Source organism: Streptomyces sp. NPDC085460 (assembly GCF_044541975.1).
Classification (GTDB): Bacteria; Actinomycetota; Actinomycetes; order Streptomycetales; family Streptomycetaceae; genus Streptomyces.
On the sequence record NZ_JBITTO010000003.1, the window covers coordinates 635,648 to 661,335 of the forward strand.

The 25,688-nt window shown below is 72.1% G+C and carries 21 protein-coding genes, 4 tRNA genes and 1 other RNA gene; 13 read left to right on the forward strand and 13 right to left on the reverse strand.

Translation table 11 applies throughout. The annotated features are described in order from the left end of the window. Positions 1-4: 4 nt before the first annotated feature. The 3 genes from ACIGHB_RS10780 to ACIGHB_RS10790 form a co-directional block, all read right to left on the reverse strand. Positions 5-1,261, reverse strand: a complete 1,257-nt coding sequence (locus tag ACIGHB_RS10780; protein ID WP_399911509.1) for a restriction endonuclease subunit S — start codon at positions 1,259-1,261, stop codon at positions 5-7. Beyond that, a complete protein-coding gene (locus ACIGHB_RS10785) occupies positions 1,258-3,225 on the reverse strand; it encodes an N-6 DNA methylase (protein ID WP_399911512.1) in 1,968 nt (655 codons plus the stop codon). Before ACIGHB_RS10785 ends, ACIGHB_RS10780 begins: the two co-directional genes overlap by 4 nt. A 331-nt stretch (positions 3,226-3,556) precedes the next feature. After that, a tRNA-Ser gene (locus ACIGHB_RS10790) sits at positions 3,557-3,644 on the reverse strand. 119 nt (positions 3,645-3,763) lie between these two features. Here ACIGHB_RS10790 and ffs point away from each other — a divergent pair. The 6 genes from ffs (at position 3,764) to ACIGHB_RS10820 (ending at position 12,222) form a co-directional block, all read left to right on the forward strand. Further along, an RNA gene (ffs, locus tag ACIGHB_RS10795) (signal recognition particle sRNA small type) lies at positions 3,764-3,862 on the forward strand. Positions 3,863-4,022: 160 nt separating this feature from the next. After that, the gene (locus ACIGHB_RS10800; protein ID WP_399911515.1) at positions 4,023-6,113 is read left to right on the forward strand and encodes a DNA polymerase III subunit gamma and tau; all 2,091 of its coding nucleotides are present in this window, start codon (positions 4,023-4,025) and stop codon (positions 6,111-6,113) included. A 61-nt stretch (positions 6,114-6,174) separates the two neighbouring features. Then, positions 6,175-7,425, forward strand: a complete 1,251-nt coding sequence (purD, locus tag ACIGHB_RS10805; RefSeq protein WP_399911518.1) for a phosphoribosylamine--glycine ligase — start codon at positions 6,175-6,177, stop codon at positions 7,423-7,425. A 251-nt stretch (positions 7,426-7,676) separates the two neighbouring features. Continuing rightward, positions 7,677-9,527 carry a hypothetical protein gene (locus ACIGHB_RS10810; RefSeq protein WP_399911521.1) on the forward strand — a complete coding sequence of 617 codons (1,851 nt, stop codon included), beginning with the start codon at positions 7,677-7,679 and terminating at the stop codon, positions 9,525-9,527. A gap of 240 nt (positions 9,528-9,767) precedes the next feature. Further along, positions 9,768-11,228, forward strand: coding sequence for a N,N-dimethylformamidase beta subunit family domain-containing protein (locus ACIGHB_RS10815; protein WP_360319048.1), 1,461 nt, complete (start codon positions 9,768-9,770; stop codon positions 11,226-11,228). Between the two features lie 85 nt (positions 11,229-11,313). Continuing rightward, a complete protein-coding gene (locus tag ACIGHB_RS10820) occupies positions 11,314-12,222 on the forward strand; it encodes a phosphoribosylaminoimidazolesuccinocarboxamide synthase (RefSeq protein WP_399911524.1) in 909 nt (302 codons plus the stop codon). Positions 12,223-12,335: 113 nt separating this feature from the next. On the opposite strand, the gene ACIGHB_RS10825 is transcribed toward ACIGHB_RS10820, so the two are convergent. From ACIGHB_RS10825 to ACIGHB_RS10860, 8 genes are all read right to left on the reverse strand, one after another. Next, positions 12,336-12,408, reverse strand: a tRNA-Gly gene (locus ACIGHB_RS10825). Positions 12,409-12,430: 22 nt separating this feature from the next. Next, positions 12,431-13,045: a response regulator transcription factor gene (locus ACIGHB_RS10830; RefSeq protein WP_031011447.1), complete on the reverse strand. Its 615-nt coding sequence runs from the start codon at positions 13,043-13,045 to the stop codon at positions 12,431-12,433. Further along, the gene (locus ACIGHB_RS10835; RefSeq protein ID WP_360319052.1) at positions 13,042-14,307 is read right to left on the reverse strand and encodes a histidine kinase; all 1,266 of its coding nucleotides are present in this window, start codon (positions 14,305-14,307) and stop codon (positions 13,042-13,044) included. Before ACIGHB_RS10835 ends, ACIGHB_RS10830 begins: the two co-directional genes overlap by 4 nt. 23 nt (positions 14,308-14,330) lie before the next feature. Then, positions 14,331-15,125, reverse strand: a complete 795-nt coding sequence (locus ACIGHB_RS10840) for an ABC transporter permease (protein ID WP_399911528.1) — start codon at positions 15,123-15,125, stop codon at positions 14,331-14,333. After that, a complete protein-coding gene (locus ACIGHB_RS10845; RefSeq protein ID WP_388875082.1) occupies positions 15,122-16,072 on the reverse strand; it encodes an ABC transporter ATP-binding protein in 951 nt (316 codons plus the stop codon). Before ACIGHB_RS10845 ends, ACIGHB_RS10840 begins: the two co-directional genes overlap by 4 nt. Before the next feature lie 137 nt (positions 16,073-16,209). Next, a tRNA-Gly gene (locus tag ACIGHB_RS10850) sits at positions 16,210-16,282 on the reverse strand. A gap of 81 nt (positions 16,283-16,363) precedes the next feature. Then, a tRNA-Gly gene (locus tag ACIGHB_RS10855) sits at positions 16,364-16,435 on the reverse strand. A gap of 148 nt (positions 16,436-16,583) precedes the next feature. Continuing rightward, positions 16,584-16,925 carry an Lsr2 family protein gene (locus tag ACIGHB_RS10860; protein ID WP_360319058.1) on the reverse strand — a complete coding sequence of 114 codons (342 nt, stop codon included), beginning with the start codon at positions 16,923-16,925 and terminating at the stop codon, positions 16,584-16,586. 367 nt (positions 16,926-17,292) lie between these two features. Between ACIGHB_RS10860 and purS the strand changes: the two genes are divergently transcribed. The 5 genes from purS (at position 17,293) to ACIGHB_RS10885 (ending at position 21,933) form a co-directional block, all read left to right on the forward strand. Beyond that, on the forward strand, positions 17,293-17,538 hold the full coding sequence (purS, locus tag ACIGHB_RS10865; RefSeq protein WP_015035032.1) for a phosphoribosylformylglycinamidine synthase subunit PurS: 246 nt from the start codon (positions 17,293-17,295) through the stop codon (positions 17,536-17,538). Continuing rightward, positions 17,535-18,215 (forward strand): phosphoribosylformylglycinamidine synthase subunit PurQ, encoded by a 681-nt coding sequence (gene purQ, locus ACIGHB_RS10870; protein WP_360319060.1) that lies wholly within the window; start codon positions 17,535-17,537, stop codon positions 18,213-18,215. The genes purS and purQ overlap by 4 nt, the downstream gene beginning before the upstream one ends. Next, positions 18,215-20,464 carry a phosphoribosylformylglycinamidine synthase subunit PurL gene (gene purL / locus ACIGHB_RS10875; RefSeq protein WP_360319062.1) on the forward strand — a complete coding sequence of 750 codons (2,250 nt, stop codon included), beginning with the start codon at positions 18,215-18,217 and terminating at the stop codon, positions 20,462-20,464. Before purQ ends, purL begins: the two co-directional genes overlap by 1 nt. Positions 20,465-20,557: 93 nt before the next feature. After that, entirely contained in the window at positions 20,558-21,061 is a 504-nt protein-coding gene (locus tag ACIGHB_RS10880) for a winged helix-turn-helix domain-containing protein (RefSeq protein WP_360319064.1), read from the forward strand. Between the two features lie 20 nt (positions 21,062-21,081). Beyond that, positions 21,082-21,933, forward strand: a complete 852-nt coding sequence (locus ACIGHB_RS10885; RefSeq protein ID WP_399911534.1) for a M23 family metallopeptidase — start codon at positions 21,082-21,084, stop codon at positions 21,931-21,933. Positions 21,934-21,968: 35 nt separating this feature from the next. Here ACIGHB_RS10885 and ACIGHB_RS10890 read toward each other — a convergent pair whose 3' ends face one another. Continuing rightward, positions 21,969-22,376, reverse strand: coding sequence for a nuclear transport factor 2 family protein (locus tag ACIGHB_RS10890; protein ID WP_360319068.1), 408 nt, complete (start codon positions 22,374-22,376; stop codon positions 21,969-21,971). A gap of 66 nt (positions 22,377-22,442) precedes the next feature. Here ACIGHB_RS10890 and ACIGHB_RS10895 point away from each other — a divergent pair, with 66 nt between their 5' ends. Together ACIGHB_RS10895 and ACIGHB_RS10900 are read left to right on the forward strand one after the other, a co-directional pair. Beyond that, entirely contained in the window at positions 22,443-23,231 is a 789-nt protein-coding gene (locus ACIGHB_RS10895) for a sterol carrier family protein (RefSeq protein WP_399911537.1), read from the forward strand. Between the two features lie 131 nt (positions 23,232-23,362). After that, positions 23,363-24,181 (forward strand): META domain-containing protein, encoded by an 819-nt coding sequence (locus tag ACIGHB_RS10900; RefSeq protein WP_399911540.1) that lies wholly within the window; start codon positions 23,363-23,365, stop codon positions 24,179-24,181. Here ACIGHB_RS10900 and ACIGHB_RS10905 read toward each other — a convergent pair. Continuing rightward, positions 24,175-25,590 (reverse strand): sulfatase-like hydrolase/transferase, encoded by a 1,416-nt coding sequence (locus tag ACIGHB_RS10905; RefSeq protein ID WP_360319074.1) that lies wholly within the window; start codon positions 25,588-25,590, stop codon positions 24,175-24,177. The two genes, ACIGHB_RS10900 and ACIGHB_RS10905, sit on opposite strands and share 7 nt — an antisense overlap. Positions 25,591-25,688 lie beyond the last annotated feature (98 nt).

Below are 25,688 nucleotides of genomic sequence, written 5' to 3' on the forward strand. Positions count from 1 at the left end.
ATTTTTAGATCCCACTGTCCTCTCCTGTGCCGATTTGGCCTGTCACTGCGGCAGTGATCAGGGCGAAGCGTCGTTCCTGGGAAAGATCGATCAGCCGCTCCGACTCCGCGATCAATGTGTCGATGCGCGCGATGTGGTCCTCGATATGCGTCACGATCTCCTTTTGCTCCTCGAGAGGAGGGACTGGGATTCGCATGGCTGCAGCTACCGGCTGATAGATCGTCTTGTGGGTTGAGCCGATCATCAGTGCATTGAATTCCTGGCGCATCGCCCGGAAGACCCAGACCAGGTACTCGGGCATCAGCTCTGGACCGCAGACCCAGTTCCAGTAGTCCTGGCTGGTGGCCATCGACTGGGGCATGATTCCAGCAAATCCGACCGAGGCGGTGCGCGAGAGTACAACAGTCCCCGCCGGCAGTAGTTCAGCTGCTGAGTTCGCCAGTCCGAGTTCGCTGATAAGTCCCTCGGTATCCTCCACGTACATCTGCTTGCTGGAGCGCAACTGCCAGACATCAGCGAGCGTGATCCAAGGGATCGTGCACTTCTCCCAGTAGTCAGGGTTGCTGCGGCTCGGAGTGTGTCCTGTCTTCATCTGGGCAAACCGCCGGATATTTGCCACCCGCCAGTGGGATGGCACCGTGTCTGTCCAGGAGAGCGTGCTTTCCTTCACCTCGGCGGACTTGTCGAGGCCCTTTGTGACAGTTCGCTCGACGAGGGCGGAACGGCGGTCCTGAAGCATTTCGACGAGGCGCTGCTGTTCGGTGACCAACGTGTCGATCTGTGCAGTCTCGTGGTCGAGGTAGTCCGCAATCCGCTCTTGCTCTGCCAGAGAGGGAAGCGAAATGCGAATGTCTCCCATCTGGTCCCAGTAGAGCCTCCACTGGGAGGGCCTGATCCCTGTTGAGCGGACCCTGTACTCGCCGATCATATGGCGCGATCGGAGCGCGTAGTGCATGTATTTGCCCGAGACTGAGTCAGTTGTAGGGCGAAGAACTTCGTAGTCCCCGCTCACGATCCCCCGGTGATCGGATACGCCGAGGGAACCCTGCCAAGCCTTCATCCTGTTAACCACGAGGTCGCCAGGGTGAACGAGTAGGTATCGCTCAACATTCTCGGGGGTCTTGTTGAAGTTGTCGGACCGTGATGATTTGGGGATCACTCCGTGGTCGCGGTAGACGGAGAGGACCTGTTCTTTCGGGTGGTTGGCGTCCCCCGAAGGGGAGTAGAGGTACTTCAGGCGGATACTCTGCGGTGCTGTCACGCTTCGACCTCCCGCAGTAGCCCCATGATCTTGGAGATCTGTGCTTCCAGGTCCCGATCGATCTCCTCGAGAGAGCGGGGCGGGGTGTGCGTGTAGAAGATTCGGGTAAACGGGATCTCGTAGCTGACCTTCGTCTTCTTCGGGTCGATCCAAGCGCCCGGCACGTATGGGGCCACCTCGGCATCGAAGTAAGCCTGGACGGTCGCATCTCGGCCAGCATCGCCGAGCGTGTTACCGCCATAGGTGAATGGGACGTTCTCCGTGTCCCGCTTGGGTACGTTCGGCTCAGGGTTGCCCTTGGCGTCCTTGACGGCTTCGGCTGCCTCGTCGGGTTCGCCGAGGGCGACGGCAAGGTGACGGTACTGGGCCGGGGTCAGCTTCATTCCAGCCGTGGCGAACTCCTCGCGGACGGCCTCGATGAACTTGTCCTGACTCAGGTAGGTGTGCTTGCCCATGCCTGCCAGCACGGCCAGGAACGGCGAGGGGTCGGTGTCTTTGCCGAACGCCTTGGCCAGCGCCTTTCCGTCCAGGTCCGCTGCACGGCATGCCGAGAAGTTCAGGCGCAGGGGGCGCTCGACGGTGATTGTCCAGTATCCGAAGTCGGAGTTCTTCAGGATCTTGGAGTGCTCGGTTTCAGTGAAGGCGTCGTACAACTTCACGATCCGCTCGCGGGCGGCTGCGTCGATCTCCTTGCGCTTCGAGCCCATGCCCTTGCGCATCTTGGTCCACATGCTGGTGGCATCAATGAGCTGGACCTTGCCGCGGCGTTCGCTCTGCTTGGCGTTGTCCAGAAGCCAGATGTAGGTGGCGATGCCTGTGTTGAAGAACATGTCTGTGGGCAACGCGATGATCGCGTCCACCAGGTCGTTCTCCAGCAGCCAGCGGCGAATCTCCGACGGACCTGATTCGGCGGCGCCGGTGAACGACGGCGATCCGTTAAGGACGATCCCTGCTCGGCCTCCGCCCTCGTGTGCGGGGCGCATCTTGTGAGCCAGGTGCGTCAGGAACAGCATCTGGCCGTCCGAGATCGGCGGCAGGCCGGGGCCGAAACGGCCGTCCGGGCCAGCCTTCGTGCGCTCCTCCTTCACCGCAGCTTCGGAAGCCTTCCAGTCCACCCCGTACGGCGGGTTAGACATGCAAAAGTCGAAGGTTTTGTCGAAGAACTTGTCGTCGGCCAGGGTGTCCCCGAGTCGGATGTTGCCGACGTCCTGCCCCTTGCCGATCATGTCGGACTTGCAGATGGCGTAGGACAGGTCGTTGATCTCCTGGCCGTACAGGCGCAGTCGGGCTCGAGGATTGCGCTCCAGCAGCCGCTCCTCGGCCACGGAGAGCATGCCCCCCGTGCCGGCGGTGGGGTCGTAGATCGTGCGGATGGTGCCCGGCTCCAGCAGGGCCTCGTTCTCCTCCGCGAACAGCAGGTCGACCATGAGGCGGATCGCGTCACGCGGCGTGTAGTGCTCGCCGGCTTCCTCATTGGAGGCTTCCGCGAACTTGTAGATCAGGTGCTCGTACAGGTCGCCCATTTCCGCGTTGGGGACGGTGTCGGGGTGTAGGTCGACCTTGGCGAACTGGGAGACGACCAGGTACAGCCGGTTCTTCTCGTCGAGCTTGTTGATCTCGGCCTCGAAGCCGAAGCGCTCAAAGACGTCAATGTTCCCCGAGAAGTGCGAGACGTAGTCGATCAGGTTGGCGCGGAGTCCCGCAGGGTCAAGGAGCAACTTGGCGAAGTCGTACTGCGACGTGTTGTAGAAGGTCAGGCCAGTCTTCCGCTTGACCTGGACGTCCAGAGCGCCGTCCTCGAACTCCTTGGCCAGGGCGCGAACTTCGTCACGGGTGGGCTCGAGCAGGCAGTCCAGGCGGCGCAGGATTGTGAACGGGAGAATGATGCCGCCGTACTGGTGCGGCCTGTAGACGCCTCGGAGCTGGTCGGCGATCGACCAGACGAGGCCACCCAGGGTGCTCAATTCAGGGTCCTGCTCTCTGACTGCCGGTGGTTGGGGGCAAGCATGTCAGAGGGCACCCGCATGATCAGTCGGATCGGCGACCTCGTGATCACGTCACCGGCATGCAGCTGATCTCTCTGGCTAGCCACGAGGTCTCGTCGAGGTGGCGGGGTAGGGCGCTGGCGCCCTCTCACCGTCGGCATGCCCTGGGTAGGAGCTCCGGCGCGTGCCGCTTGTAGCGGCCCAGGCCCTGTCAGGTCGCCGGCCTACTGAGACCAAAACTGAGACCACGCACGAAGAAGGGCCCCACCGCGAACGGTGGGGCCCTTCGACAACGTGCCCGGTGAGGCACTGGCGGAGGATACGAGATTCGAACTCGTGAGGGGTTGCCCCCAACACGCTTTCCAAGCGTGCGCCCTAGGCCTCTAGGCGAATCCTCCGTGGAGAACATTACATGACCGCGGAGGGTGCTCGCGAACGTGATCGGTGAGGTCGGGGAGGGGGGAGGGACGAGGTGGGGGAGGGGGTCGGGGCAGGGGCTCGGATCGGGTACGCTGGGCGGAGCCCCTCACGCGGCGCTATCTGACTGAACTCCCCCAGGGCCGGAAGGCAGCAAGGGTAGGTCGGCTCTGGCGGGTGCGTGGGGGGCGCTTGCGTTCCCCGGGCGGTGAGGGGGGAGGGGACTCGTCCCGATCCCAGCCCGCGCCCGTCCCGGACTCCTCCCGCGCCCAGCCCCCGCCCGTCCAAGCGCCAGGCGTCCCTGCGCCGGCCCGGCTTCTTTTCCCGGGTTGTCGGCGGGCGCCTATAACCTCGTATACGTGTCGTCTCTCGCGCTGTACCGCCGCTACCGCCCCGAGTCCTTCGCCGAGGTCATCGGGCAGGAGCATGTCACCGACCCGTTGCAGCAGGCCCTGCGGAACAACCGGGTCAATCACGCGTACCTGTTCAGCGGGCCGCGCGGGTGTGGCAAGACGACCAGCGCGCGGATCCTGGCGCGGTGTCTGAACTGTGAGCAGGGGCCCACGCCGACGCCGTGCGGGGAGTGCCAGTCCTGCCGGGACCTGGCGCGGAACGGGCCGGGGTCGATCGACGTCATCGAGATCGACGCCGCCTCGCACGGTGGTGTGGACGACGCCCGTGACCTGCGGGAGAAGGCGTTCTTCGGGCCCGCCTCCAGCCGGTACAAGATCTACATCATCGACGAGGCCCACATGGTCACCTCGGCGGGCTTCAACGCCCTCCTGAAGGTGGTCGAGGAGCCGCCGGAGCACCTCAAGTTCATCTTCGCCACGACCGAGCCCGAGAAGGTCATCGGGACCATCCGGTCGCGGACCCACCACTACCCCTTCCGGCTGGTGCCGCCGGGGACGCTCCGGGAGTACCTCGGCGAGGTGTGCGGGCGGGAGGGGATCCCCGTCGAGGACGGGGTGCTGCCGCTCGTCGTCCGCGCCGGTGCCGGGTCCGTGCGTGACTCGATGTCCGTGATGGACCAGCTCCTCGCCGGCGCCGCCGAGGAGGGTGTGACGTACGGCATGGCCACCTCCCTGCTCGGCTATACGGACGGATCGCTGCTCGACTCCGTCGTGGACGCGTTCGCCTCGGGCGACGGCGCCGCCGCCTTCGAGGTCGTCGACCGGATCATCGAGGGCGGCAACGACCCCCGCCGGTTCGTCGCCGATCTCCTGGAGCGGCTGCGCGATCTCGTGATCCTCGCCGCCGTGCCCGACGCCGGCGAGAAGGGCCTCATCGACGCGCCCGCCGACGTCGTGGAGCGGATGCAGGCCCAGGCGTCCGTGTTCGGCGCCGCCGAGCTGAGCCGCGCCGCCGACCTCGTCAACGAGGGGCTGACCGAGATGCGCGGCGCCACCTCGCCGCGTCTCCAGCTGGAGCTGATCTGCGCGCGCGTGCTGCTGCCCGCCGCCTTCGACGACGAGCGGTCGCTGCTCGCGCGCCTCGACCGGCTGGAGCGCGGTGCCGCCGCCGCGCCGCCGGCCGCCGCCCCCGTCTTCACCCCGGCCCCGCCCGCCGGACCGCCGATGGGGTACGTCCCCGGGCCCGAGGCCCATACGCCGATCGCCCCGCCGCCTCCTCCGCAGCAGGCCGCGCCGGCACCCGCGCCGGCACCCGCCCCCGTACAGCCGCCGTCCGATGCCGCACGGCCCGGTGCCTGGCCCGGGGCCGCGCGTCCCGGCGGGTGGCCGACCGCCGCGCCGCAGGCGCCCGCGCCCGCGCCCGCTCCCGTGCAGCCGCAGGCCCAGCCGCAGGCCGCCGCTCCCTCCGGGGACATGGCCGCCGGTGCCGTCCAGGTGCGGAACATGTGGCCCTCCATCCTCGAAGCGGTCAAGAACCGGCGCCGCTTCACCTGGATCCTGCTGAGCCAGAACGCGCAGGTGGCCGGCTTCGACGGCACCACCCTCCAGCTCGGGTTCCTCAACGCCGGCGCGCGGGACAACTTCGCGAGCAGCGGCAGCGAGGACGTCCTCAAGGCCGCGCTCGCCGAGCAGTTCAACGTGCACTGGAAGGTCGAGGCCATCGTCGACCCGTCGGGCGGCTCCGCGCCCCCGCCCGGCGCCGGTAACTTCTCCGGCGGCGGCGGCGGCGGCGGGAACGGGCCGGGCGGCGGCGGCTTCGGCCGTTCCTCCGCGCCCGCGCCGTCGCCCGCCCCCGCTCCGGCGGCGCCCGCGCCCCCGCCCGTACAGGCCCCGCCCGTCGCTCGGACCGCCGCGCCCGCGCAGGCCCCGGCGCCCGCCCCCGTACCGCAGGCCCAGCCGCACCCGCAGCCCGTCGCGCCCGAGGACGACGTGCCGGAGGAGGACGATCCGGACCTCGTGGAGTCGGCGCTCTCCGGGCACGAGCTGATCGTGCGCGAGCTCGGTGCCACCGTTGTGGAGGAATACACGAATGACTAGGGCCGTCTCGCTCGGTGGCCCGCACAAGGGCCGTCCCGGCCATCCGGCTACCCTGGCTGGCGTGAAGGTCCTCGTCATCGGCGGCGGCGCCCGCGAACATGCCCTGTGCCGCTCTCTCTCCCTCGATCCCGACGTCACCGCTCTGCACTGCGCGCCCGGCAACGCCGGAATCGCCGAGGTCGCAGAGGTGCACCCCGTCGACCAGCTGGACGGCGGGGCGGTCACCGCGCTCGCCACCGGCCTCGGCGCCGACCTGGTCGTCGTCGGCCCGGAGGCCCCGCTCGTCGCCGGTGTCGCCGACGCCGTCCGCGCGGCCGGCATCCCGGTCTTCGGCCCCTCCCAGGAGGCGGCGCGGCTGGAGGGCTCCAAGGCGTTCGCCAAGGACGTCATGGCCGGCGCCGGCGTCCCCACCGCCCGCAGCTACGTCTGCACCACCCCCGCCGAGATCGACGAGGCCCTCGACGCCTTCGGCGCCCCGTACGTCGTCAAGGACGACGGTCTCGCGGCCGGCAAGGGCGTCGTCGTCACCGAGGACGTCGAGGCGGCCCGCGCCCACGCGCTCGCCTGCGACCGGGTGGTCATCGAGGAGTACCTGGACGGCCCCGAGGTCTCGCTCTTCGCGATCACCGACGGCACCACCGTCCTCCCGCTCCAGCCCGCGCAGGACTTCAAGCGCGCGCTCGACGGCGACGAGGGCCCCAACACCGGCGGCATGGGCGCCTACTCGCCGCTGCCGTGGGCCGACCCGAAGCTGGTCGACGAGGTCATGGAGACCGTCCTCCAGCCGACCGTCGACGAGCTGCGCCGCCGCGGCACCCCCTTCTCCGGCCTGCTCTACGCCGGTCTGGCGATCACCGGCCGCGGTGTGCGGGTCATCGAGTTCAACGCCCGCTTCGGCGACCCCGAGACCCAGGTCGTCCTGGCCCGCCTCAAGACCCCGCTCGCCGGCGTCCTGCTGCACTCGGCCAACGGCACCCTCGCCGACCAGGCCCCGCTGGCCTGGCGCGACGACGCCGCCGTCACCGTGGTCGTCGCCTCGCACAACTACCCGGACACCCCGCGCACTGGCGACCTCATCGAGGGCCTTGTCGAGATCGCGGAGCGGGACGCCCCGCACGCGTACGTGCTGCACGCCGGCACCAAGCGGGACGGCGACGCGGTCGTGAGCGCCGGCGGACGGGTCCTCTCCGTCACCGCCACCGGTTCGGACCTGGCCCAGGCCCGCGAGCGTGCCTACGCGGCAGTCGGTCGCATCCGCCTTGACGGGTCCCAGCACCGTACGGACATCGCGCTCAAGGCCGCCGGGGCCTGATCCGGAACGGGAGTACGGGCGCGGCCGCGCCGTCAAGCGCACGGCCGCGCCACCGGCACCACCTTTACCCAAAGCCATTCGTTCGGGTGACGACTCGCCCATCTGGATGACTGCCGCCGAGGCCCCAACTAGGGTGCGGCGCAGGCGTTCCGGCACTTGGCCCACCGGCATTGCGATGTCGGTGGCGGGTGCCACAGTGGGGGAGTGAGCAACACCACCACGGAGAGTCCCGTCGAGGACAGGCAGAGGGGGTGAGGTACGGCGTGTCCGGCAGCGGCTTCGGAAACGGCGGCAGCGACAGCGGCCTCGGCGAGGAGTGGGGCGTGCGGGCCGCGCGCTCCCGCGCCCTCGCCGTCCTCCGCGTCCGGGGGCGGGCGCTCGGCGCCGCGATCCTCCCGGCCGCCGTCGCCGTCGTGCTGTACGCGGGCGAGGTCACCGGCCACTTCACGGGTACGGGGTGGGCCGCCGCCCGCTGGATCACCACCGTCCTCGCGGTCGTCGTCCTCCTCGCCGCCACGGCCGTCGCCCTCGTCGTCGCCCGCGCCCGCCCGGCCGTCACGCCGACGGTGGAGCTCACCGAGGCCGCCGCCCCCGATCTGCACCGCCTCGTACGGGACCTGGCCGACCGGCTCGCCGTGCCCGCGCCCTCCGCGATAGCCCTCACCCCGGACTGCGACAGCTGGCTGGAGGACCGCTCCCATCCGGCGCACGCCCGGGCCGGAGCGGCGGGAGCGGCCGGCGGTGCCCGGGGCGCAGCCGCGAGCGGGGCGCCCGTCCTGGTCATAGGCTCCCCCTTCCTCTGGTGGATGCGCGTCGGCGAGCTGCGCGCGGTCCTCGCCCCGGTCGTCGCCGGCACCGGCCCGGCCGCCGACCCCGACATAGCCGCCGCCCGCCGCTTCGTCCGCGGGCTCGACGCGGCCGTCGCCGTCCCCGGCGAGCCCGGCCTCGGCCCGGTGCGCCGGCTCGGCGCGCGGGGCGTGAGCCGGGTCGCCCGGCTGCTGCTGCGGGCCTGCGGCACGCACGCGGCCGAGATGGAGCGCGGAGTCGCCGCCGCGGGATCCGAGCGGGCCCAGGCCGTCGACCAAGGGGCCCGGATCGTCGCCCAGGAGCAGGTCGGCCTCGCCTACGCGGGCTGGGACCGGCTCCTCACCCGGGTCGCGCTGCCCGCCTGGCGGATGGGCCGCTGGCCGTCCCGCCTCGACGCGGGCGTGGTCTCCGCCCTGACCGAGCTGTCGAACCGCGACCGCCTCGCCGAGGGCTTCTCCTCCCGGCTCGGCGAGCGCCCGGCGTGCGACCTCCTGGAGGAGCCCGGCGTCGTCGACGAGGCCGCCTCGCTGCTCGCCGCCCGGCTCTTCCACGGCGGCCCGGCCGAGCCCGGCCCGGACTGGGCGCCGGTCGACTGGAGCCGGTACCCGGAGGAGGTCGTCGACCGGAAGTGGCGCGCGGACGCGGCCCGCCTCCACGACGTCCTCGACCGACTGGCCACGAGCACCACCCCCCGGACCCACGAGGGCCCGACCCTCACCCGCGTCCTCGGCCACCTCACGGCAGCGCCGGCGCCCGGCCGCGCCGGAGAGGACGACGACCTCCCCGTCGTACCCCCGCTCGCGGAGACGGAAGCCGAAGGGGACGGGACCGACGTCCACGGCGAGGACGGGGCCGAGTTCCAGGACGAGGACGGGTACGAGCCCGGCAACCCCGCCGCCGACGTGCTCGCCGCCGCGCTCAGCGCCCAGGTGGCCCGGGAGGAGGCCGAGCGGGAGGCCCGGGTCGCCGCCCTCGCCCCGGCCGGCGGCGACCCCGCCGGGTTCACCGGCCCCGACGGGCCCTGGCCCCTCTGTCCGCTGCTCCCGCCCCGTACCGGCCGGGACCTGCTCGCCGACCACGTGACCGCGCTGGTCTGCTGCGCCGCCGTCGACACCACCGGCGCCGCGCCCGGCCTGGACTGGCTCGACGGACCCGCGCTGCTCGTCCGCGGCGAGCGGGCGGCCGACCTCGGGCCGCGCGTGCTCGCCCTGGTCGAGGAGGGCGACCCGGCTCCGCTGCGCGCCTGGCTCAGCACCACCGGCGTGCGCCCCGAGAAGCCCGTCCGTCTCGTCTGACGCCCGCCGGCCGGCGCAGGCCCCCGCCTCCCCTACCGGAGGGTCGTGTTCCACCTTCATCGATTTCACGACGAACGGTGACGGACCGCGTGCGTTATGTGATGTGCTGGAGACCGGCACTGACAGAGGCACCGCATCGGGGCACCGCACAGAGGCACCGCGGCGGGGCACCACGCAGGGGCACCGTCCGCGGGCAGGAGCCGGCGGCACTGACCGGGGGAGTCGAGGAGGGGCGCGTCGATGGGGGCGGAACAGATCAGGCGATGGGAGTCGGGCGCGCTGGCGCACGCGGTCTCCGATCCCTTCGGCCAGGGCCCGCTGCCCTGGCTGCGCGGTTCGGAGAACTACTTCGACGACACGGGACAGCTGGTCCCCTGGTACGCCGACGAGACCCTGGCCGGCGGCGGCGCGGGCGGCCCCCGCACCGCCGACGACATGCGCCGCCAGATCAAGGGCTTCGCCTCCGGCGGCGCGGTGGCGCCCGGCGAGTCGATCGACTTCCACGTCACCGTGGACCCGCCGCAGCCGTTCTCGGTCGACGTCTACCGGATCGGTCACTACGGCGGTGACGGCGCCGCGAAGATCACCACGAGTCCGCGGCTCTCCGGGATCGTCCAGCCGCCCCCGCTCACCGCAGACCGCACGGTCTCCTGCCACCACTGGTGGCAGTCGTGGCGGCTCCAGGTGCCGAGCTACTGGTCGATCGGCGCGTACGTCGCCGTCCTCACGACCGCCGACGGCTACCGCTCCCACATCCCCTTCACGGTCCGCGACTCCCACCCGGCGGACCTCCTCCTCGTCCTCCCGGACGTGACCTGGCAGGCGTACAACCTGTACCCGGAGGACGGCCGCACCGGCGCCAGCCTCTACCACGCCTGGGACGAGGAGGGCCGGCTGCTCGGCGAGGAGGAGGCGGCGACCACCGTCTCCTTCGACCGGCCGTACGCGGGCGCGGGGCTGCCCCTGCACGTCGGCCACGCCTACGACTTCATCCGCTGGGCGGAGCGGTACGGCTACGACCTCGCCTACGCCGAGACCCGCGACCTGCACGCCGGCCGGGTCGACCCGACCCGCTACCGGGGCCTGGTCTTCCCCGGCCACGACGAGTACTGGTCGGCCCCGATGCGCCGGGCCGCCGAGCGCGCCCGCGACCAGGGCACCTCGCTCGTCTTCCTCTCCGCCAACACCATGTACTGGCACGTGGAGCTCGGCCCCTCGCCGTCCGGCGTGCCGGACCGGCTGCTCACCTGCCGCAAGCGCCGCGGCCCCGGCCGCCCCGCGCTCTGGCGCGAGGTGGACCGCCCCGAGCAGCAGCTCCTCGGCATCCAGTACGCCGGCCGGGTGCCCGAACCGCACCCGCTCGTCGTGCGGAACGCGGAGCACTGGCTCTGGGAGGCGACCGGCGCCGGCGACGGCGACGAACTCCCCGGCCTGGTCGCCGGCGAGGCCGACCGCTACTTCCCGCGCACCGCGCTCCCCGAGCACGACAGCCGCATCCTGCTCGCCCACTCGCCCTACCGCGACGGCGACGGCGCGCTGCGCCACCAGGAGACCAGCCTCTACCGGGCGCCCTCGGGGGCCTGGGTCTTCGCCTCCGGCACCTTCGCCTGGTCACCGGCGCTGGACCGGCCGGGCCATGTCGACACCCGGGTGCAGCGCGCCACCGCCAACCTCCTCGACCGGATCTGTAAGAGGGACTGACCCGGGCGCGCCGCCCCGGTCGGCGGGCCCGGTCGCGCGTGCGAGAGAATCGGACCGTTCCTGGATCAACCTACGCGGAGGAACCGTGTCCGGATTCGTAGAAAAGCCCGAGCCCGTCGAGGTCCCGGGCCTGACCCACCTGCACACGGGCAAGGTGCGCGACCTGTACCGGAACGGGGCGGGCGAGCTCGTGATGGTGGCGAGCGACCGCATGTCCGCGTACGACTGGGTGCTCCCCACCGAGATCCCGGACAAGGGCCGCGTCCTCACGCAGCTCTCCCTGTGGTGGTTCGACCAGCTCTCCGACCTGGCGCCGAACCACGTCCTCTCCACCGAGCTGCCGGCCGGCGCCCCCGCCGACTGGGCGGGCCGCACCCTCGTCTGCACGTCCCTCGACATGGTCCCGGTCGAGTGCGTCGCGCGCGGCTACCTCACCGGCTCCGGCCTGGTCGAGTACGACGCGTCCCGCACGGTCTGCGGCCTCGCCCTTCCCGAGGGGCTCACCGACGGCTCCGAGCTGCCCGCGCCGATCTTCACCCCGGCGACCAAGGCCGCCGTCGGCGACCACGACGAGAACGTCTCGTACGAGGAGGTGGCCCGCGAGGTCGGCGCCGAGACCGCCGCCCTGCTGCGCCAGACCACCCTCGCCGTCTACGGCCGGGCCCGGGACATCGCGCGCGAGCGGGGCATCATCCTCGCCGACACCAAGTTCGAGTTCGGCTTCAAGGGCGACACGCTGGTCCTCGCCGACGAGGTCCTGACCCCGGACTCCTCCCGCTTCTGGCCGGCCGACCAGTGGCAGCCGGGCCGGGCCCAGCCCTCGTACGACAAGCAGTTCGTCCGGGACTGGCTGACCTCGCCGGCCTCGGGCTGGGACCGCAAGAGCGAGCAGCCGCCGCCGGCGCTCCCGCAGGAGATCGTGGACGCCACCCGCGCCAAGTACCTGGAGGCGTACGAGCTGCTGACCGGCCAGTCCTGGTCCGACAGCTTCTAGCCGACGCGACCCCGTCCCGTACGGGCCCCGACCCGGGCCCGTACGGCGGCGCCGACCGCGTCCCGTGGACACGACGAAGGCCCCGGTTCGATGAACCGGGGCCTTCGACTCTGAGCGGACGACGAGATTCGAACTCGCGACCCTCACCTTGGCAAGGTGATGCTCTACCAACTGAGCCACGTCCGCATGCGCCGTAGCGCGCTGCTAACTATACCCAACCTTTCGACCGGGCGAGACGCACGGCCGCGTGACGGTTCTCCGCACCGAGCTTCGCGGCGGCGGAGGAGAGGTAGTTCCGGACCGTGCCGGGGGAGAGCGCGGCCCGCCGGGCGATCTCCGTGACGGGGGCGCCGTCGGCGGCGAGTTCGAGCACCTCGGCCTCGCGCGCGGTCAGCGGGGAGTCCCCGGCGGCGATCGCGTCGGCCGCCAACTCCGGGTCCACGTAACGGTTTCCGGCGTGCACGGTACGGATCAGCTCGGCCAGCCGCTGGGCGCTGACGGTCTTCGGGGCGAAGCCGCGGACGCCCGCCGCGAGGGCCCGCTTGAGGTGCCCGGGGCGGCCGTGGCTGGTCACGATCATCGTGCGGCAGTCCGGGAGTTCATCCCGGATCGATGTGGCCACCGTCACACCGTCCGCCCCTGGCATCTGGAGGTCGAGGACGGCCACGTCGGGCCGGTGGGCGCGGGCCATGGCGAGCGCCTCGGGTCCGGTCGCGGCCTCGGCGACGACGACGAGGTCGTCCTCCAGGGCGAGCAGGGCGGCGAGCGCGCCCCGGATCAGGTGCTCGTCGTCGGCGAGCAGGACGCGTACGGGCTCGGTCACGCGACCGTCTCCTTCTCCTGTCGGTTGCCGGTGGTCTCCGGCACGGCCAGCGACACCCGGGCGGTGACGCGGAAGGACTGCGGATCCGCGAAGCCGGCCTCCAGGGTGCCGCCCACCGCCCCGAGCCGTTCGCGGAGCCCGGCGAGGCCGGAGCCGGTACGTCCGGGGCCGCCGGCCCCGTCCCGTACCGCCGCCCCGTCGTTCTCCACGGTGAGCAGCACCGCGTCCGCCGTCCGCCGCAGGGTGATCGCGCAGCGGCGGGCGTCGCCGTGCCGCAGCACGTTGGTGGTGGTCTCGCGGACGACCCAGCCGAGCGCGGACTGCACTCCGGCGGGGAGGTCGAGGGCGGGCGCGTCGACGGCGCAGTCGATGCCGGCGGCGTCGAGGACACCGCGGGCGCCCTCCAGCTCGACCCGGAGGTCGGCCTCCCGGTAGCCGCGGACGACCTCCCGGACCTCCCGCTGGGACTCCTGGGCGATCCGCTGGACCTCGACCATCTGGTCGACGCTCTCGGGCCGGCCACGCCGGGCGAGCTGGACGGCGAGCTCGCTCTTGAGCGCGATGACCGAGAGGTTGCGGCCCATGACGTCGTGCAGGTCGCGGCCGAAGCGGAGCCGTTCCTCGGCGACGGCGAGCCGGGCCTTGAGGTCGCGGGAGCGCTCCAGTTCCTGGACGACGCCGAGCAGCCAGGAGGAGAAGCCGCAGGCGGCGGCGTAGCCACCGCCTCCGATGAGGATGCCGACGAGGGTGGCCACGGACACCGGCAGGCCGTGGCCCGTGACGGCGAGCGGCAGCGCGGCGGCCACGGCGGTGGCGAGGACGGCGCACGCCATCTCCCGTACCCGGTCCAGGCAGAGGACGAGCGCGCCGGCGGTGAAGATCGAGGTGACGACGATGACGCCGGCGTTCACCGAGGCGTCGGGCAGCGCGCCGGTCGCCCACAGCACGGCGATCGCGAGGTCGGCCGCGGCGGTGGCGGCGGCGAGGACGACGGCGAGCCGGACCGGCCGCGGCCGGGTGCCGCTGGTGTGGTCGAAGGCCCGCGAGGCGAGCGTCACGCAGAGCCCGCAGTGGAGCAGGATCCACAGGAGGAGGCCGATCACGCCGGCCGTGCCGAGCCCGCTGTCCTCGTCGCGGCTGAGCGGGAGCCCGCCGAGCGCGACCAGCTCGACGGGCGCCATGAGGTGGAAGGTCCACCGCGTGTACAGCTCGACCTTCCCGGCGACGCTGCGCCGCGACCACCATCCCGTCATCGTGGGCATCCGATCCGTTCCCTCCGGTTCCGCTAGCGCCGGGGCTCCCAGCGGAACCAGCGGCGGACCGCCCACGCCGTCAGGACGCCCCAGGCCACTGTATTGAGCGCGGCGGTGAGCAGGCTGCCCGCGTCGGCGGTGCCGAGCCAGCCGGCCCGGACGAACTCCATGGCGCCGCTGAGCGGGAGGAGCTGGGCGAGGTCGGCGGCCATGCCGGGCAGGGCGTCGCGGGGGACGAAGAGGCCGGAGCCGAAGGAGGAGACGAGGAAGAGCGGCAGGGTGGTGAGGCCCGCGCTCTCGACGGTCCTGGTGATGGTGGTGGTGAGGGCGGCGAGCCCGGCGAGCAGCGCGATCATGGCGGCGAGGCCGAGGACGAGCAGGTCGGGGCGGGCGGGGGCGTCGGCGCCGAGGAGCGTGAAGCCGCCGATGGTGAGGATCGCGCACTGGAGCAGGGCGATGGCGGTGGCGGGCAGGGCGGCGCCGGTGAGGATCTCGGTGTCGGTGGCCTCGCCGGTGCGCAGCCGCTTGAGGACGAGTTCCTCGCGGCGGGCGACGAGGCTGGAGGTGAGGCTCATGTAGACGACGAGCAGCAGGACCATGCCGGTGCCGCCGATGAGGGTGGCGGAGCCGAGGGAGATGCCGAGGGTGGCCTCGTCGATGCCCTTGAGGGAGGACCGCAGCAGGAAGATCATCAGCAGCGGCATGGCGGCGGCGATGAAGAGGTTGTTGCGGTTGCGGCCGAGGAGGGTGAGTTCGGCGCGGCCGAGGGCGGCGAGCCGGGTGAGGGTGGTGGACGGCCGTCCGGTGGTGGGGGCGGTGGCGCTCATCGGTTCACGGTCTCCTTCGGGCCGGCGGGGGTGTCCTCCGTGCGGGAGGCGATGTCGAGGAACGCCTCTTCGAGGGAGGCGGAGCGGGCGTCGAGCCCGTCGAGCCGGATGTCGTGGTCGCGGGCCCAGTCGAGGAGTCCGGTGAGGTCGTCCTGGAGGGCGTGGGTGCGGATCTCGATCCGGTCGCCGTCGGCGGCGGCCTTCAGGCCGAGCGGCAGCCGGGCGGCCGGTACGCCGGCGGGGAGCGTGAAGCGGATCCGGGCGGGCTGTGCGGCGGTGACCTCGGCGGGGGTGCCGGAGAGGACGATCCGGCCGGCGTGCATGATCGCGAGCCGGTCGGCGAGCGTCTCGGCCTCCTCCAGGTAGTGCGTGGTGAGGAGGACGGTGGTGCCCTGGGCGCGCAGGGAGCGGACGAGTTCCCAGGTGTCGCGGCGGCCCTCGGCGTCGAGGCCGGTGGTGGGCTCGTCGAGGAAGAGGACCTCGGGGCGGCCGAGGAGGGCGCAGGCGAGGTCGAGGCGGCGGCGCTCGCCGCCGGACAGCTGCTTGATCCGCACCTTCTCGCGGCCGGTGAGGCCGACGGCGGCGAGGGCTTCGCCGGCGGGGCGGGCGCCGCTGGTGACGCCGGCCCACATGCGTACGGTCTCGGCGACGGTGAGGTCGGAGGGGAAGCCGCCCTCCTGGAGCATGACGCCGATGCGCGGGCGGACGGCGGAGCGTTCCCGGTACGGGTCGTGGCCGAGGACGCGGGCGGTGCCGCCGGTCGGGGCGGCGAGGCCCTCCAGGAGTTCGACGGTGGAGGTCTTGCCGGCGCCGTTGGTGCCGAGGAGGGCGAAGATCTCGCCCCGGGGCACGGTGAGCGAGATGCCGCGCACCGCTTCGAAACCGCCGCCGTAGGTGCGGCTCAGGTCGGTCGCCTCGATGGCCGGTGTGGGGGCTTCAGCTGTCATGGCTCCAGCCTCCCGTCCGTAAAGGGGGAAGGACAGTGCTCGCTGTCAGCACCTCCGACTGACAAATGTCATGAGCGGCGGAAAAGACGGAAGAACGACGAAGGCCCCGGTTCGATGAACCGGGGCCTTCAACCCTGAGCGGACGACGAGATTCGAACTCGCGACCCTCACCTTGGCAAGGTGATGCTCTACCAACTGAGCCACGTCCGCATTGCTCCCGACCAGCTCTCACTGGTCGGTGCGAGCACCACTGTACCTGATCCACCGGAGTGGTCGGTAACCGTGATGCAGAGCGGGTGACAGGGATCGCACACTGCGCCTTCCCCCTGGAAGGGGGACGTTCTACTACTGAACTACACCCGCACGCTGCTGGGGGTTCGGCTTTTTCGGCCTCGCCCCTCGGCGTGTTCCAGACTCTAGCGGATCATGGGGGGTGGTTTGCAAATCGGCTCCGGAGGTCGCCGTCGCGCCCCGCCCCGGCCCGCTGTCGCACCCCGCCGCCGGCCGCCCGTCAGCTCGCTTCGCGGAACGCCTCGTAGACCCGCTTGGGGATGCGGCCCCGGGCCGGCACGTCCATCTTGTTGGACTGGGCCCAGGCCCGGACGGCCGCCGGATCGGGGGCGAGGGCGGTGTGCTTGAACGCGACGGTGGTTCCGGTCACACCGGCAGCCGCCTTGCCCGTCTGCTTCCGCCCGGCCGCGAGGTAGGGCGCGAGGGCCTTGCGGAGTTTCTTTGCATTGGCAGCATTCAGGTCGATCTCGTACATCTTCCCGTCGAGACCGAACGCGACCGTTTCCGCCGCTTCTCCGCCGTCGATGTCGTCGGAGAGGGTGACCACCACTCGCTGCGCCACGGATATCGGTCCTTTCCTGTGGCCCGCCACCTGCCCAAGGCTATGGGTGCGCCTCTGACGTGCGGTGACACCAGGCCGCTGACTGCCCGGGGACAATGCTGTTTTCCTCTGGATTCCTTTGTACAGCGATGGGGCTCGCATTGTGAAGCCCTGGCAATTGTCTCAGCGTGTCCCGGGGCATTGAGGAGCCCGATATTTCACTCGCATTTCATGTGCGGGCGGGGGTGTGGGGGGTTTGGGGTGGATCTTCGCCGGGGGCGGCTTCCGGCCTGGGCATTTGGAGGATCCTTCAGATCTCTACCCGCGTAGAATTTGGAGGCAGGTACGCTGAGGGAACCGCCCACGCAACACACCACCGGGAGTGCCAGTGGCACGCGTCGTAGTCGACGTCATGCTCAAGCCGGAGATCCTCGACCCGCAGGGACAGGCGGTGCAGCGTGCACTGCCCCGCCTCGGGTTCGCCGGAATCGCCGACGTCCGTCAGGGGAAGCGCTTCGAGCTGGAGGTGGAGGGACCGGTCGACGACGCCGCCCTCGCCCGCATCCATGAGATGGCCGAAACCTTCCTCGCCAACACCGTGATCGAAGACTTCGTCGTGAAGGTCGAGTCGTGACCGCTCGCATCGGCGTCGTCACCTTCCCCGGCACGCTCGACGACCAGGACGCGCTCCGCGCCGCCCGCCTCGCGGGCGCCGAGCCGGTCTCGCTGTGGCACCGCGACAAGGACCTCAAGCAGGTCGACGCGGTCGTCCTCGCCGGCGGCTTCTCGTACGGCGACTACCTGCGGGCGGGCGCCATCTCCCGCTTCTCGCCGGTGATGGAGACCATCATCGAGCAGGCGAAGGCCGGCATGCCGGTCCTCGGCATCTGCAACGGCTTCCAGATCCTCACCGAGGCCCATCTGCTGCCGGGCGCGATGCTGCGCAACAATCACCTCCACTTCATCTGCCGCGACCAGAAGCTGCGGGTGGAGAACGCGGAGACCGCCTGGACCTCGGACTACACCGCGGGCCAGGAGATCGAGGTCCCGCTCAAGAACATGGACGGCCGGTACGTCGCCGACGAGCGCGTGCTCGACGAGCTGGAGGCCGAGGGGCGGGTGGCCTTCCGCTACCTGGACATGAACCCCAACGGCTCGCTCCGCGACATCGCGGGCATCACCAACGCCGCGGGCAACGTGGTCGGCCTCATGCCGCACCCCGAGCACGCCGTCGAACCGCTGATCGGCACCGGCAAGACGGACGGTCTCGGTTTCTTCACCTCGATCCTCAAGAAGCTGGTCAACGCCTGATGAGCCTCGACACCGTCAAGCACGCGAGCGAGACGCCGGACAGCGAGCAGCCCTGGAAGGAGCTCGGCCTCAAGGAGGACGAGTACGCGCGCATCCGCGAGATCCTCGGCCGCCGTCCCACCGGCGCCGAGCTCGCCATGTACTCGGTCATGTGGTCCGAGCACTGCTCCTACAAGAGCAGCAAGGTCCACCTGAAGCAGTTCGGCGAGAAGACCCCCGAGAACGACGCCATGCTGGTCGGCATCGGCGAGAACGCGGGCGTCGTCGACGTCGGCCAGGGGTACGCGGTCACCTTCAAGGTCGAGTCGCACAACCACCCCTCGTACATCGAGCCCTACCAGGGCGCGGCCACCGGCGTCGGCGGCATCGTCCGCGACATCCTCGCCATGGGCGCCCGCCCGGTCGCGGTCGTCGACCCGCTGCGCTTCGGCGCGGCCGACCACCCCGACACCAAGCGCGTGCTGCCCGGTGTCGTCGCCGGCATCGGCGGCTACGGCAACTGCCTGGGCCTGCCCAACATCGGCGGCGAGGTCGTCTTTGACTCCTGCTACCAGGGCAACCCGCTGGTCAACGCCGGCTGCATCGGCGTGATGAAGCACGAGGACATCCACCTCGCCAAGGCGTCGGGCCCCGGCAACAAGGTCATCCTGTACGGCGCCCGCACGGGCGGCGACGGCATCGGCGGCGTCTCGGTCCTCGCGTCCGAGACCTTCGACGACACCAAGCCCACCAAGCGCCCCGCGGTCCAGGTCGGCGACCCGTTCCAGGAGAAGCTCCTCATCGAGTGCACCCTGGAGATCTTCCAGGAGAAGCTCGTCGCGGGCATCCAGGACCTCGGCGGCGCCGGGCTCTCCTGCGCCACCTCCGAGCTGGCCTCCGCCGGTTCCGGCGGCATGCGCGTGGACCTCGACAAGGTGCACCTGCGCGACGCGACGCTCTCGCCCGAGGAGATCCTCATGAGCGAGTCGCAGGAGCGGATGTGCGCGATCGTCGAGCCGCAGCACGTCGACCGCTTCCTGGAGATCTGCGAGAAGTGGGACGTCATCGCGGTCGTCATCGGTGAGGTCACCGAGGGCGAGCGCCTGGAGATCTTCTGGCACGGCGAGCAGATCGTCGACGTGCCGCCGCGCACGGTCGCCCACGAGGGCCCGGTCTACCACCGGCCGTACGCCCGCCCGGAGTGGCAGGACGCGCTCCAGGCCGACGACGCCGGCAAGCTGCCCCGGCCGCAGGACGGCGCCGAGCTGAAGGACCAGGTCCTCAGGCTCGTCTCCTCCCCGAACCAGGCGTCGAAGTCCTGGATCACGGACCAGTACGACCGGTTCGTGCAGGGCAACACGGTCCTGGCGCAGCCCGAGGACGCGGGCATGGTCCGCATCGACGAGGAGACCAACCTCGGCGTGGCCATGGCGACCGACGGCAACGGCCGGTACGCCAAGCTCGACCCGTACACCGGCGCGCAGCTCGCGCTGGCGGAGGCGTACCGCAACGTCGCCGCCTCGGGTGCCAAGCCGCTCGCCATCTCGGACTGCCTGAACTTCGGCTCGCCCGAGGACCCGGCCGTGATGTGGCAGTTCGCCGAGGCCACCCGTGGTCTCGCGGACGGCTGCTTCCAGCTGGGCACCCCGGTCACCGGCGGCAACGTCTCGCTGTACAACCAGACCGGTGAGGTCGCGATCCACCCGACGCCCGTCGTGGCCGTCCTCGGTGTGATCGACGACGTCAACCGCCGCACCCCGATCGCCTTCGCGGAAGAGGGCCAGCTCCTCTACCTGCTCGGCGACACCAAGGAGGAGTTCGGCGGTTCGGCCTGGTCCGAGGTGATCCACCAGCACCTCGGCGGCATGCCGCCGGCCGTGGACCTCGACCGGGAGAAGCTGCTCGGCGAGATCCTGATCTCGGGCTCCCGCGACGGCATGATCGACGCGGCGCACGACCTGTCCGACGGCGGTCTCGTGCAGGCGGTCGTCGAGTCCTGCCTGCGCGGCGGGAACGGCGCGCGCCTGGTCGTCCCCGAGGGCCTGGACGCCTTCACGTTCCTCTTCTCGGAGTCGGCGGGCCGCGCGGTCGTCGCCGTCCCGCGCAGCGAGGAGCTCCGCTTCACCGACATGTGCGGCGCCCGTGGCCTGCCGGCGACCCGCATCGGTGTCGTCGACGGCGACGCGGTCGACGTCCAGGGCGAGTTCACGCTCTCCCTGGAGGAGCTGCGCAGCGCGCACGAGGCGACGATTCCGGGTCTGCTGGCCTGAGTCCACGCCGTAGGAGAAACCCCCGCTCCGCTCGGGCGGGGGTTTTTCCGTACCGCGTTGTACGGAATTACGTGATGACGTAATCTCGGAGGCATGGAGATCGAGGAGCGGGTCGCCGCACTGGAAGCGCGGGTCGCCGCGCTGGAGTCCGCCGGCGCGAACCCGCCGGCCGCCGCGTACGAGGGCGACTTCTGGGCGCTCGACGGCTGGAAGGACCGCCTGGCCGCGGCCGGGGCCGAGGCCGCCGACGGCGGCGTCCTCTTCACCGGAGCCGTACGCCTGCCCACCGGGGAGCGGTACGAGTGGCAGACCGGCGCCCTCACCGAGGACGTCCTGGACGACGAGGGACCGGTCGAGGCGCTCGCCGCGCTCGGCCACGCCGTACGGCTTCGGCTGCTGCGCGAGATCCTCGGCGGCCGGCGCACGGCGGCCGAGCTGTCCGAACTCGCGGACCTCGGCACGACGGGCCAGATCTACCACCACCTGCGCCAGCTGACCGCGGCCGGCTGGCTCCGCCCCGGCGGCCGGGGCCGGCACGAGGTGCCCGCCGAGCGCGTCGTCCCCCTGCTCGTCGTCCTCGCCGCCGCCCGCCGCTGACCCGCCCCGGAGGTACCCGCATGACGTCCGCGCGGAAGACCCGCAAGGCCCGCAAGACCTGCGCCGTGCTGCACCGGCTGCTCTGGGCGCTCTTCGTCGTCCAGGCCCTCGTCTCGGTCGTGGTCGAACCGCCCTACCCGTACTGGGTCGGCTGGCTGCCCTTCCTCGCCGCGGCCGCGCTCGGCACGGGCCTCTCCGTGACCGCCCGCCGCGCCGCCGCCCGCGCCCCCGCCGAGCCGGTGGAGATCGATCCGCCGGTCGGCGGCACCTGGTCGGCGCTCAACAGCCCCGCCGACCGCGTGCCCAGCCACGGCACCCGCGCCTACGGGCAGGCGTACGCCGTCGACATCGTCGCCGAGGACCCGGACCGGCCCCGGCCGGCCTTCGCGGCCCTCGCCCCGCTCGCCCGCCGCCCCGACGCGTACCCCGCCTTCGGCGCCCCGCTGCTCGCGGTCGCGGACGGCACCGTCGTCCACGCCGAGGACCGGCAGCGCGACCACCTCGGCCGGGCCTCGCTGCCCGCCCTCGCCTACCTGCTGCTCGTCGAGTCGGCGGTACGGGCGGTGGCCGGGCCCCGCCGGGTCACCGGCAACCACCTCGTCCTCGACCTGGGAGACGGTACGTACGCCGTCTACGCCCATCTGCGGCGCGGCTCGCTGCGGGTGGCCGCAGGCGACCGGGTCACGGCCGGGCAGCCGCTCGCCGCCTGCGGGAACTCCGGCAACTCCACGGAGCCGCACGTCCACTTCCACCTGATGGACGGCCCGGACCTGGACACCGCCTCCGGCATCCCGTTCGTCTGGCGGGGCGTCGGCGTCCCCCGGAACGGCGAGACCTTCACGGTGGCGGCCCGGGAGGACTGCCCGCGCTAGGCGGCCGGGGGTCTGAGCGGGCGGCGGCCGGGCGGCTAGGCGGTGCCCCAGAAGGCGTCCGATTCGGGGATGTCCGCCACGCACTCGTCGATGTCGGAGATCTTGCCGCCGATGAGGGTGAAGAAGAGGCCGCCGTCCATCTCGATGCCCCGGTCGCCCCGGTCTCCGTGCCACCGGTGGACGGACATCACATGGCCCCTGCCGTCCGGGTAGACGCCCTTCAGCTCCACCCGGAACGTGCCGTCGGTCAGTTCGGCGAGCTGCCCGTAGTGGTCCAGGACGTTGTCCCTGCCCTTGAAGTGCCCGGACATCCGGCTCTCGCCGGGCGAGTGGTGCGTGCAGTCGCCGGTCATCAGGGAGGCGAGCGTCTCCATGTCGCCGGCGGCGAACGCTTCGTAGCCCCGGCGTACGACAGCCGCGTCGGGGTGCTCGTGATGGGTCATGGTCCCGCCACTGCCTTTCCTGAGGGGTGTTCCCCCTTCCTCAAGTCTCGGCGCTAGCCTCGGGCCATGCCACCCGCCAGGAAACGCCCCCGCAGCTACGACCCCGACAAGATCCGGGCCGCCGTCACCGCCCAGTTCGGGCACGTACGGGACGCGGTGCTCGCCCTCCCGCCGGAGGCGCTCGACCGGCCCACCCGGCTCGGGACCTGGACGGTGCGGGAACTGGCCGCACACCTCACGATGGCGCTCGGCACGGTCGTCCGCGGTCTGGCCGGGCCCGAACCCGCCCGCCGTGAACTCGCCCTGCTCGACTGGCCCCTGGCCACCGCGACCGGCGCCGCGACGATCGACGAGGACGTGCGGGCCCTCGACGCGGCCGACCTTCCCGGGCTCTACGCGCGCGTGGCGGACGATTTCGCGAAGGCGCTGGCCGGCGCGGACGGGGAGCGGCTGCTGCCGACCCGTTTCGGCGCCATGACGCTCGCCGACCACCTCGTCACCCGGACCGTCGAGCTGGTCGTCCACACCGACGACCTCGCCGCCGCGACCGGTACGGAGATCCCCTACGACCGGCAGGCGCTCGCGGCCTGCACCCGGCTGCTCGCGGACGCGCTCGCGGCGAAGGCCCCGGGCGGCGCGGTGGAGGTCCGGATCCCGCCGTACGCGGTCGTCCAGTGCGTGGAGGGCCCCCGGCACACCCGGGGCACTCCGCCGAACGTCGTCGAGACGGACCCGCTGACCTGGATCCGCCTGGCCACCGGGCGTACCGACTGGGCGGCCGAGCTGGACGCGGCCCGCATCGCCGCCAGCGGCGAGCGCGCCGACCTGGCGGCGCTGCTGCCCCTGATGAGCTGAGCCCGCCGGGCGGTCCGGGGCCGTCGGGCGAGCTGAGCCCGCCGGGCGGTCCCGGCCCATGAGGAGCCGAGCCCGTTCCCCCGGTCGGCCGAGCCGGGGAACCCGGTGCGGCCCTTCCGCGTCCCACCGGCATGCCGAAGCCGCGCAGCACCCTCGCCACCGCCGCCGTCCTGCTCGCCGCGCTCACCTCCTGCGGACAGGGGGAGAACGGCGGAAGCGGCGGCGCAGGAGACCCCGACCTCCCCCTCACCGGCACCCACTGGACGGTCGGCGCCGTGACCGTCGACGGCGGCCGGTCCCCGGCCCCCGACGGGGCCCGCGTCAGCTTCGCCGAGAACGGGCGCGCCCAGGGCAGTACCGGCTGCAACCACTTCGGCGCGGGCGTCGCCGTGACCGGCGCCACCGTCACCGTCTCCGCGAACGAGGTCACCGAGATGGGCTGCCCCGGCGACCGGCAGCGCTTCGAGACCGCGTTCCTCGCCGCCTTCACCGGCCCCCTGACGGGCACCCTGGAGGACGGCGCGCTCACCCTCGTCTCCACGGACGGCACGCGGAAGGTCGAGCTGGCCGCCGAACCGTCCGCCCCGCTCCGCGGCACCACCTGGAAGGTCGAGGGGCTGGTCTCCCAGGACACCGCGGCCTCCCTCCCGGCGGGCGCGGAGGGCAAGGCCCGCCTGGTGATCGGCGCCGACGGCAAGGTCACCGGCAACCTCGGCTGCAACGACTTCTCCGCCACCGCGAAGATCGACGAGAAGGCCCGCACGCTCACCGTCGAGGGCCCCGCCGCCACCACCCGGATGATGTGCGAGAGCCCGCGGATGACCCTGGAGACGCGGCTGTACGAACTCCTCGACGGACCGCTCGCCTACCGCCTCGACCACCGCACGCTGACCCTCACCGACGGCGCCGGCGAGGGCCTGACCGCACGGGCCGAGCCGCCGGCTCAGTAGCGCAGCAGCCCCGCGTCGATCCGCTCCCACGCGGCCCGCAGCCCGGCGAGCCTGGCCTGCTCGAAGGGCGCCCGGTCCGCCTGCTCGCGGGCGTCCGAGGAGAGGTCGAAGAGCTGGTCGCGGCCGGACCTGCCCCGGTAGTACTTCCAGTCGCCGCGGCGCAGCGCCCGCTCGCCCCTGACCCGCCAGAAGAGGTCCCGCTCGGGCACCCCGGCGCCGCGCAGCAGGTGCCCCGCGAGGCTCGTGCCGTCGAGCGGATGGGCGGGGTGGGGGCGGGCGCCGGCCAGGTCGAGCAGGGTCGCCGTCCAGTCGGGGGTGAAGACCGGGAGGCCGCTGACCTGGCCGCCGTCGATCCGGGCGGGCCAGCGCAGGATCGTGGGGACGCGGATGCCGCCCTCCTGGAGGGAGCCCTTGTTGCCGGCGAGCGGCCAGTTGTAGGAGAAGCGCTCGCCGCCGTTGTCGCTGGCGAAGAGGACGAGGGTGTCCTGCTCCCGGCCGGAGCGCCGGAGCGCGCCGAGCACCGTGCCGATCGAGCGGTCGAGGTCCTCGACCATCTCCTTGTACTTCTCGACCGAGCCGCCGTCCTGGTGCCACAGCGCGGAGCGGTCGCCGGCCTTGACGCGCCGGACGATCTCGGCGCTCGCCTCCTCGTCGCCGTCGGCGATCCACGGCCAGTGCGGGGTGGTGAAGTTGAGGTTGAGCAGCCACGGGCGGTCGTGGTCGCGGCTCACGTACTCGCTCGCGCGCTCGGTGAGGATCCGGGTGTAGTAGCGGAGGTCCTTGTACGGGGCGTCGCCCTCGTAGAGGTCGTACTCGCCGCCGAGGCCGAGCTTGGAGTAGTACTCCAGGGCGCCGCCGAAGTTGCCGAAGAACTCGTCCCAGCCGGACTTGGTGGGGGAGTAGTCCGGGAGGTAGCCGCAGTGCCACTTGCCGATGAGGGCGGTGGCGTAGCCGGAGTCGCGGAGCAGCGAGGCGAGCGTGGGGTGGGTGGGCTCCAGGCCGACGGACCTGTCGGCGATCGGCTCGGCGAGCCCTCCCTTCGTACGGCCCGGGTAGCGGCCGGTGTAGAGGCTGAAGCGGGTGGGGGAGCAGGTCGCGGAGCCGGAGTACGCGTCGGTGAAGCGGACGCCGCCGCGGGCGAGGCGGTCGAGGTGCGGGGTGCGGATGTGCGGGGAGCCGTAGGAGGAGAGGTCGGCCCAGCCGAGGTCGTCGCCCAGGATGACGAGGATGTTCGGCCGCCGGGAGTGGCGGCGGGGGTGGGCGGCCCGGAAGGGCCGCTCGGCCGCGCGGGCGGCATCGGCGGGGGCGTGGGCGGGGGCCGCGTGGGCGGGGCCGGTTCCGAGGGCGGCCGCCGCGGCGGCACCGGCGGCGGCACCGCCGAGGGCGCGGCGGGACAGGGGCGTGGGCATGGCGGAACTCCAGAGGGCGGTACGGAGGGCGAGCACGGAGGGCGAGCACGGAGGGCGGTACGGAGGGTGGTCACCGCACCTCGCGATGCGGCCGCGCA

What these genes read in the sequence shown, in the direction of transcription:
- ACIGHB_RS10815 (WP_360319048.1), top strand. Translation starts at nt 9,768, where the DNA reads ATGGGGGCGGAACAGATCAGGCGATGGGAGTCGGGCGCGCTGGCGCAC.
- ACIGHB_RS10835 (WP_360319052.1), bottom strand. Translation starts at nt 14,307, where the DNA reads ATGCCCACGATGACGGGATGGTGGTCGCGGCGCAGCGTCGCCGGGAAG.
- ACIGHB_RS10840 (WP_399911528.1), bottom strand. Translation starts at nt 15,125, where the DNA reads ATGAGCGCCACCGCCCCCACCACCGGACGGCCGTCCACCACCCTCACC.
- ACIGHB_RS10845 (WP_388875082.1), bottom strand. Translation starts at nt 16,072, where the DNA reads ATGACAGCTGAAGCCCCCACACCGGCCATCGAGGCGACCGACCTGAGC.
- purL (WP_360319062.1), top strand. Translation starts at nt 18,215, where the DNA reads ATGAGCCTCGACACCGTCAAGCACGCGAGCGAGACGCCGGACAGCGAG.
- ACIGHB_RS10880 (WP_360319064.1), top strand. Translation starts at nt 20,558, where the DNA reads ATGGAGATCGAGGAGCGGGTCGCCGCACTGGAAGCGCGGGTCGCCGCG.
- ACIGHB_RS10885 (WP_399911534.1), top strand. Translation starts at nt 21,082, where the DNA reads ATGACGTCCGCGCGGAAGACCCGCAAGGCCCGCAAGACCTGCGCCGTG.
- ACIGHB_RS10890 (WP_360319068.1), bottom strand. Translation starts at nt 22,376, where the DNA reads ATGACCCATCACGAGCACCCCGACGCGGCTGTCGTACGCCGGGGCTAC.
- ACIGHB_RS10895 (WP_399911537.1), top strand. Translation starts at nt 22,443, where the DNA reads ATGCCACCCGCCAGGAAACGCCCCCGCAGCTACGACCCCGACAAGATC.
- ACIGHB_RS10900 (WP_399911540.1), top strand. Translation starts at nt 23,363, where the DNA reads ATGCCGAAGCCGCGCAGCACCCTCGCCACCGCCGCCGTCCTGCTCGCC.
- ACIGHB_RS10905 (WP_360319074.1), bottom strand. Translation starts at nt 25,590, where the DNA reads ATGCCCACGCCCCTGTCCCGCCGCGCCCTCGGCGGTGCCGCCGCCGGT.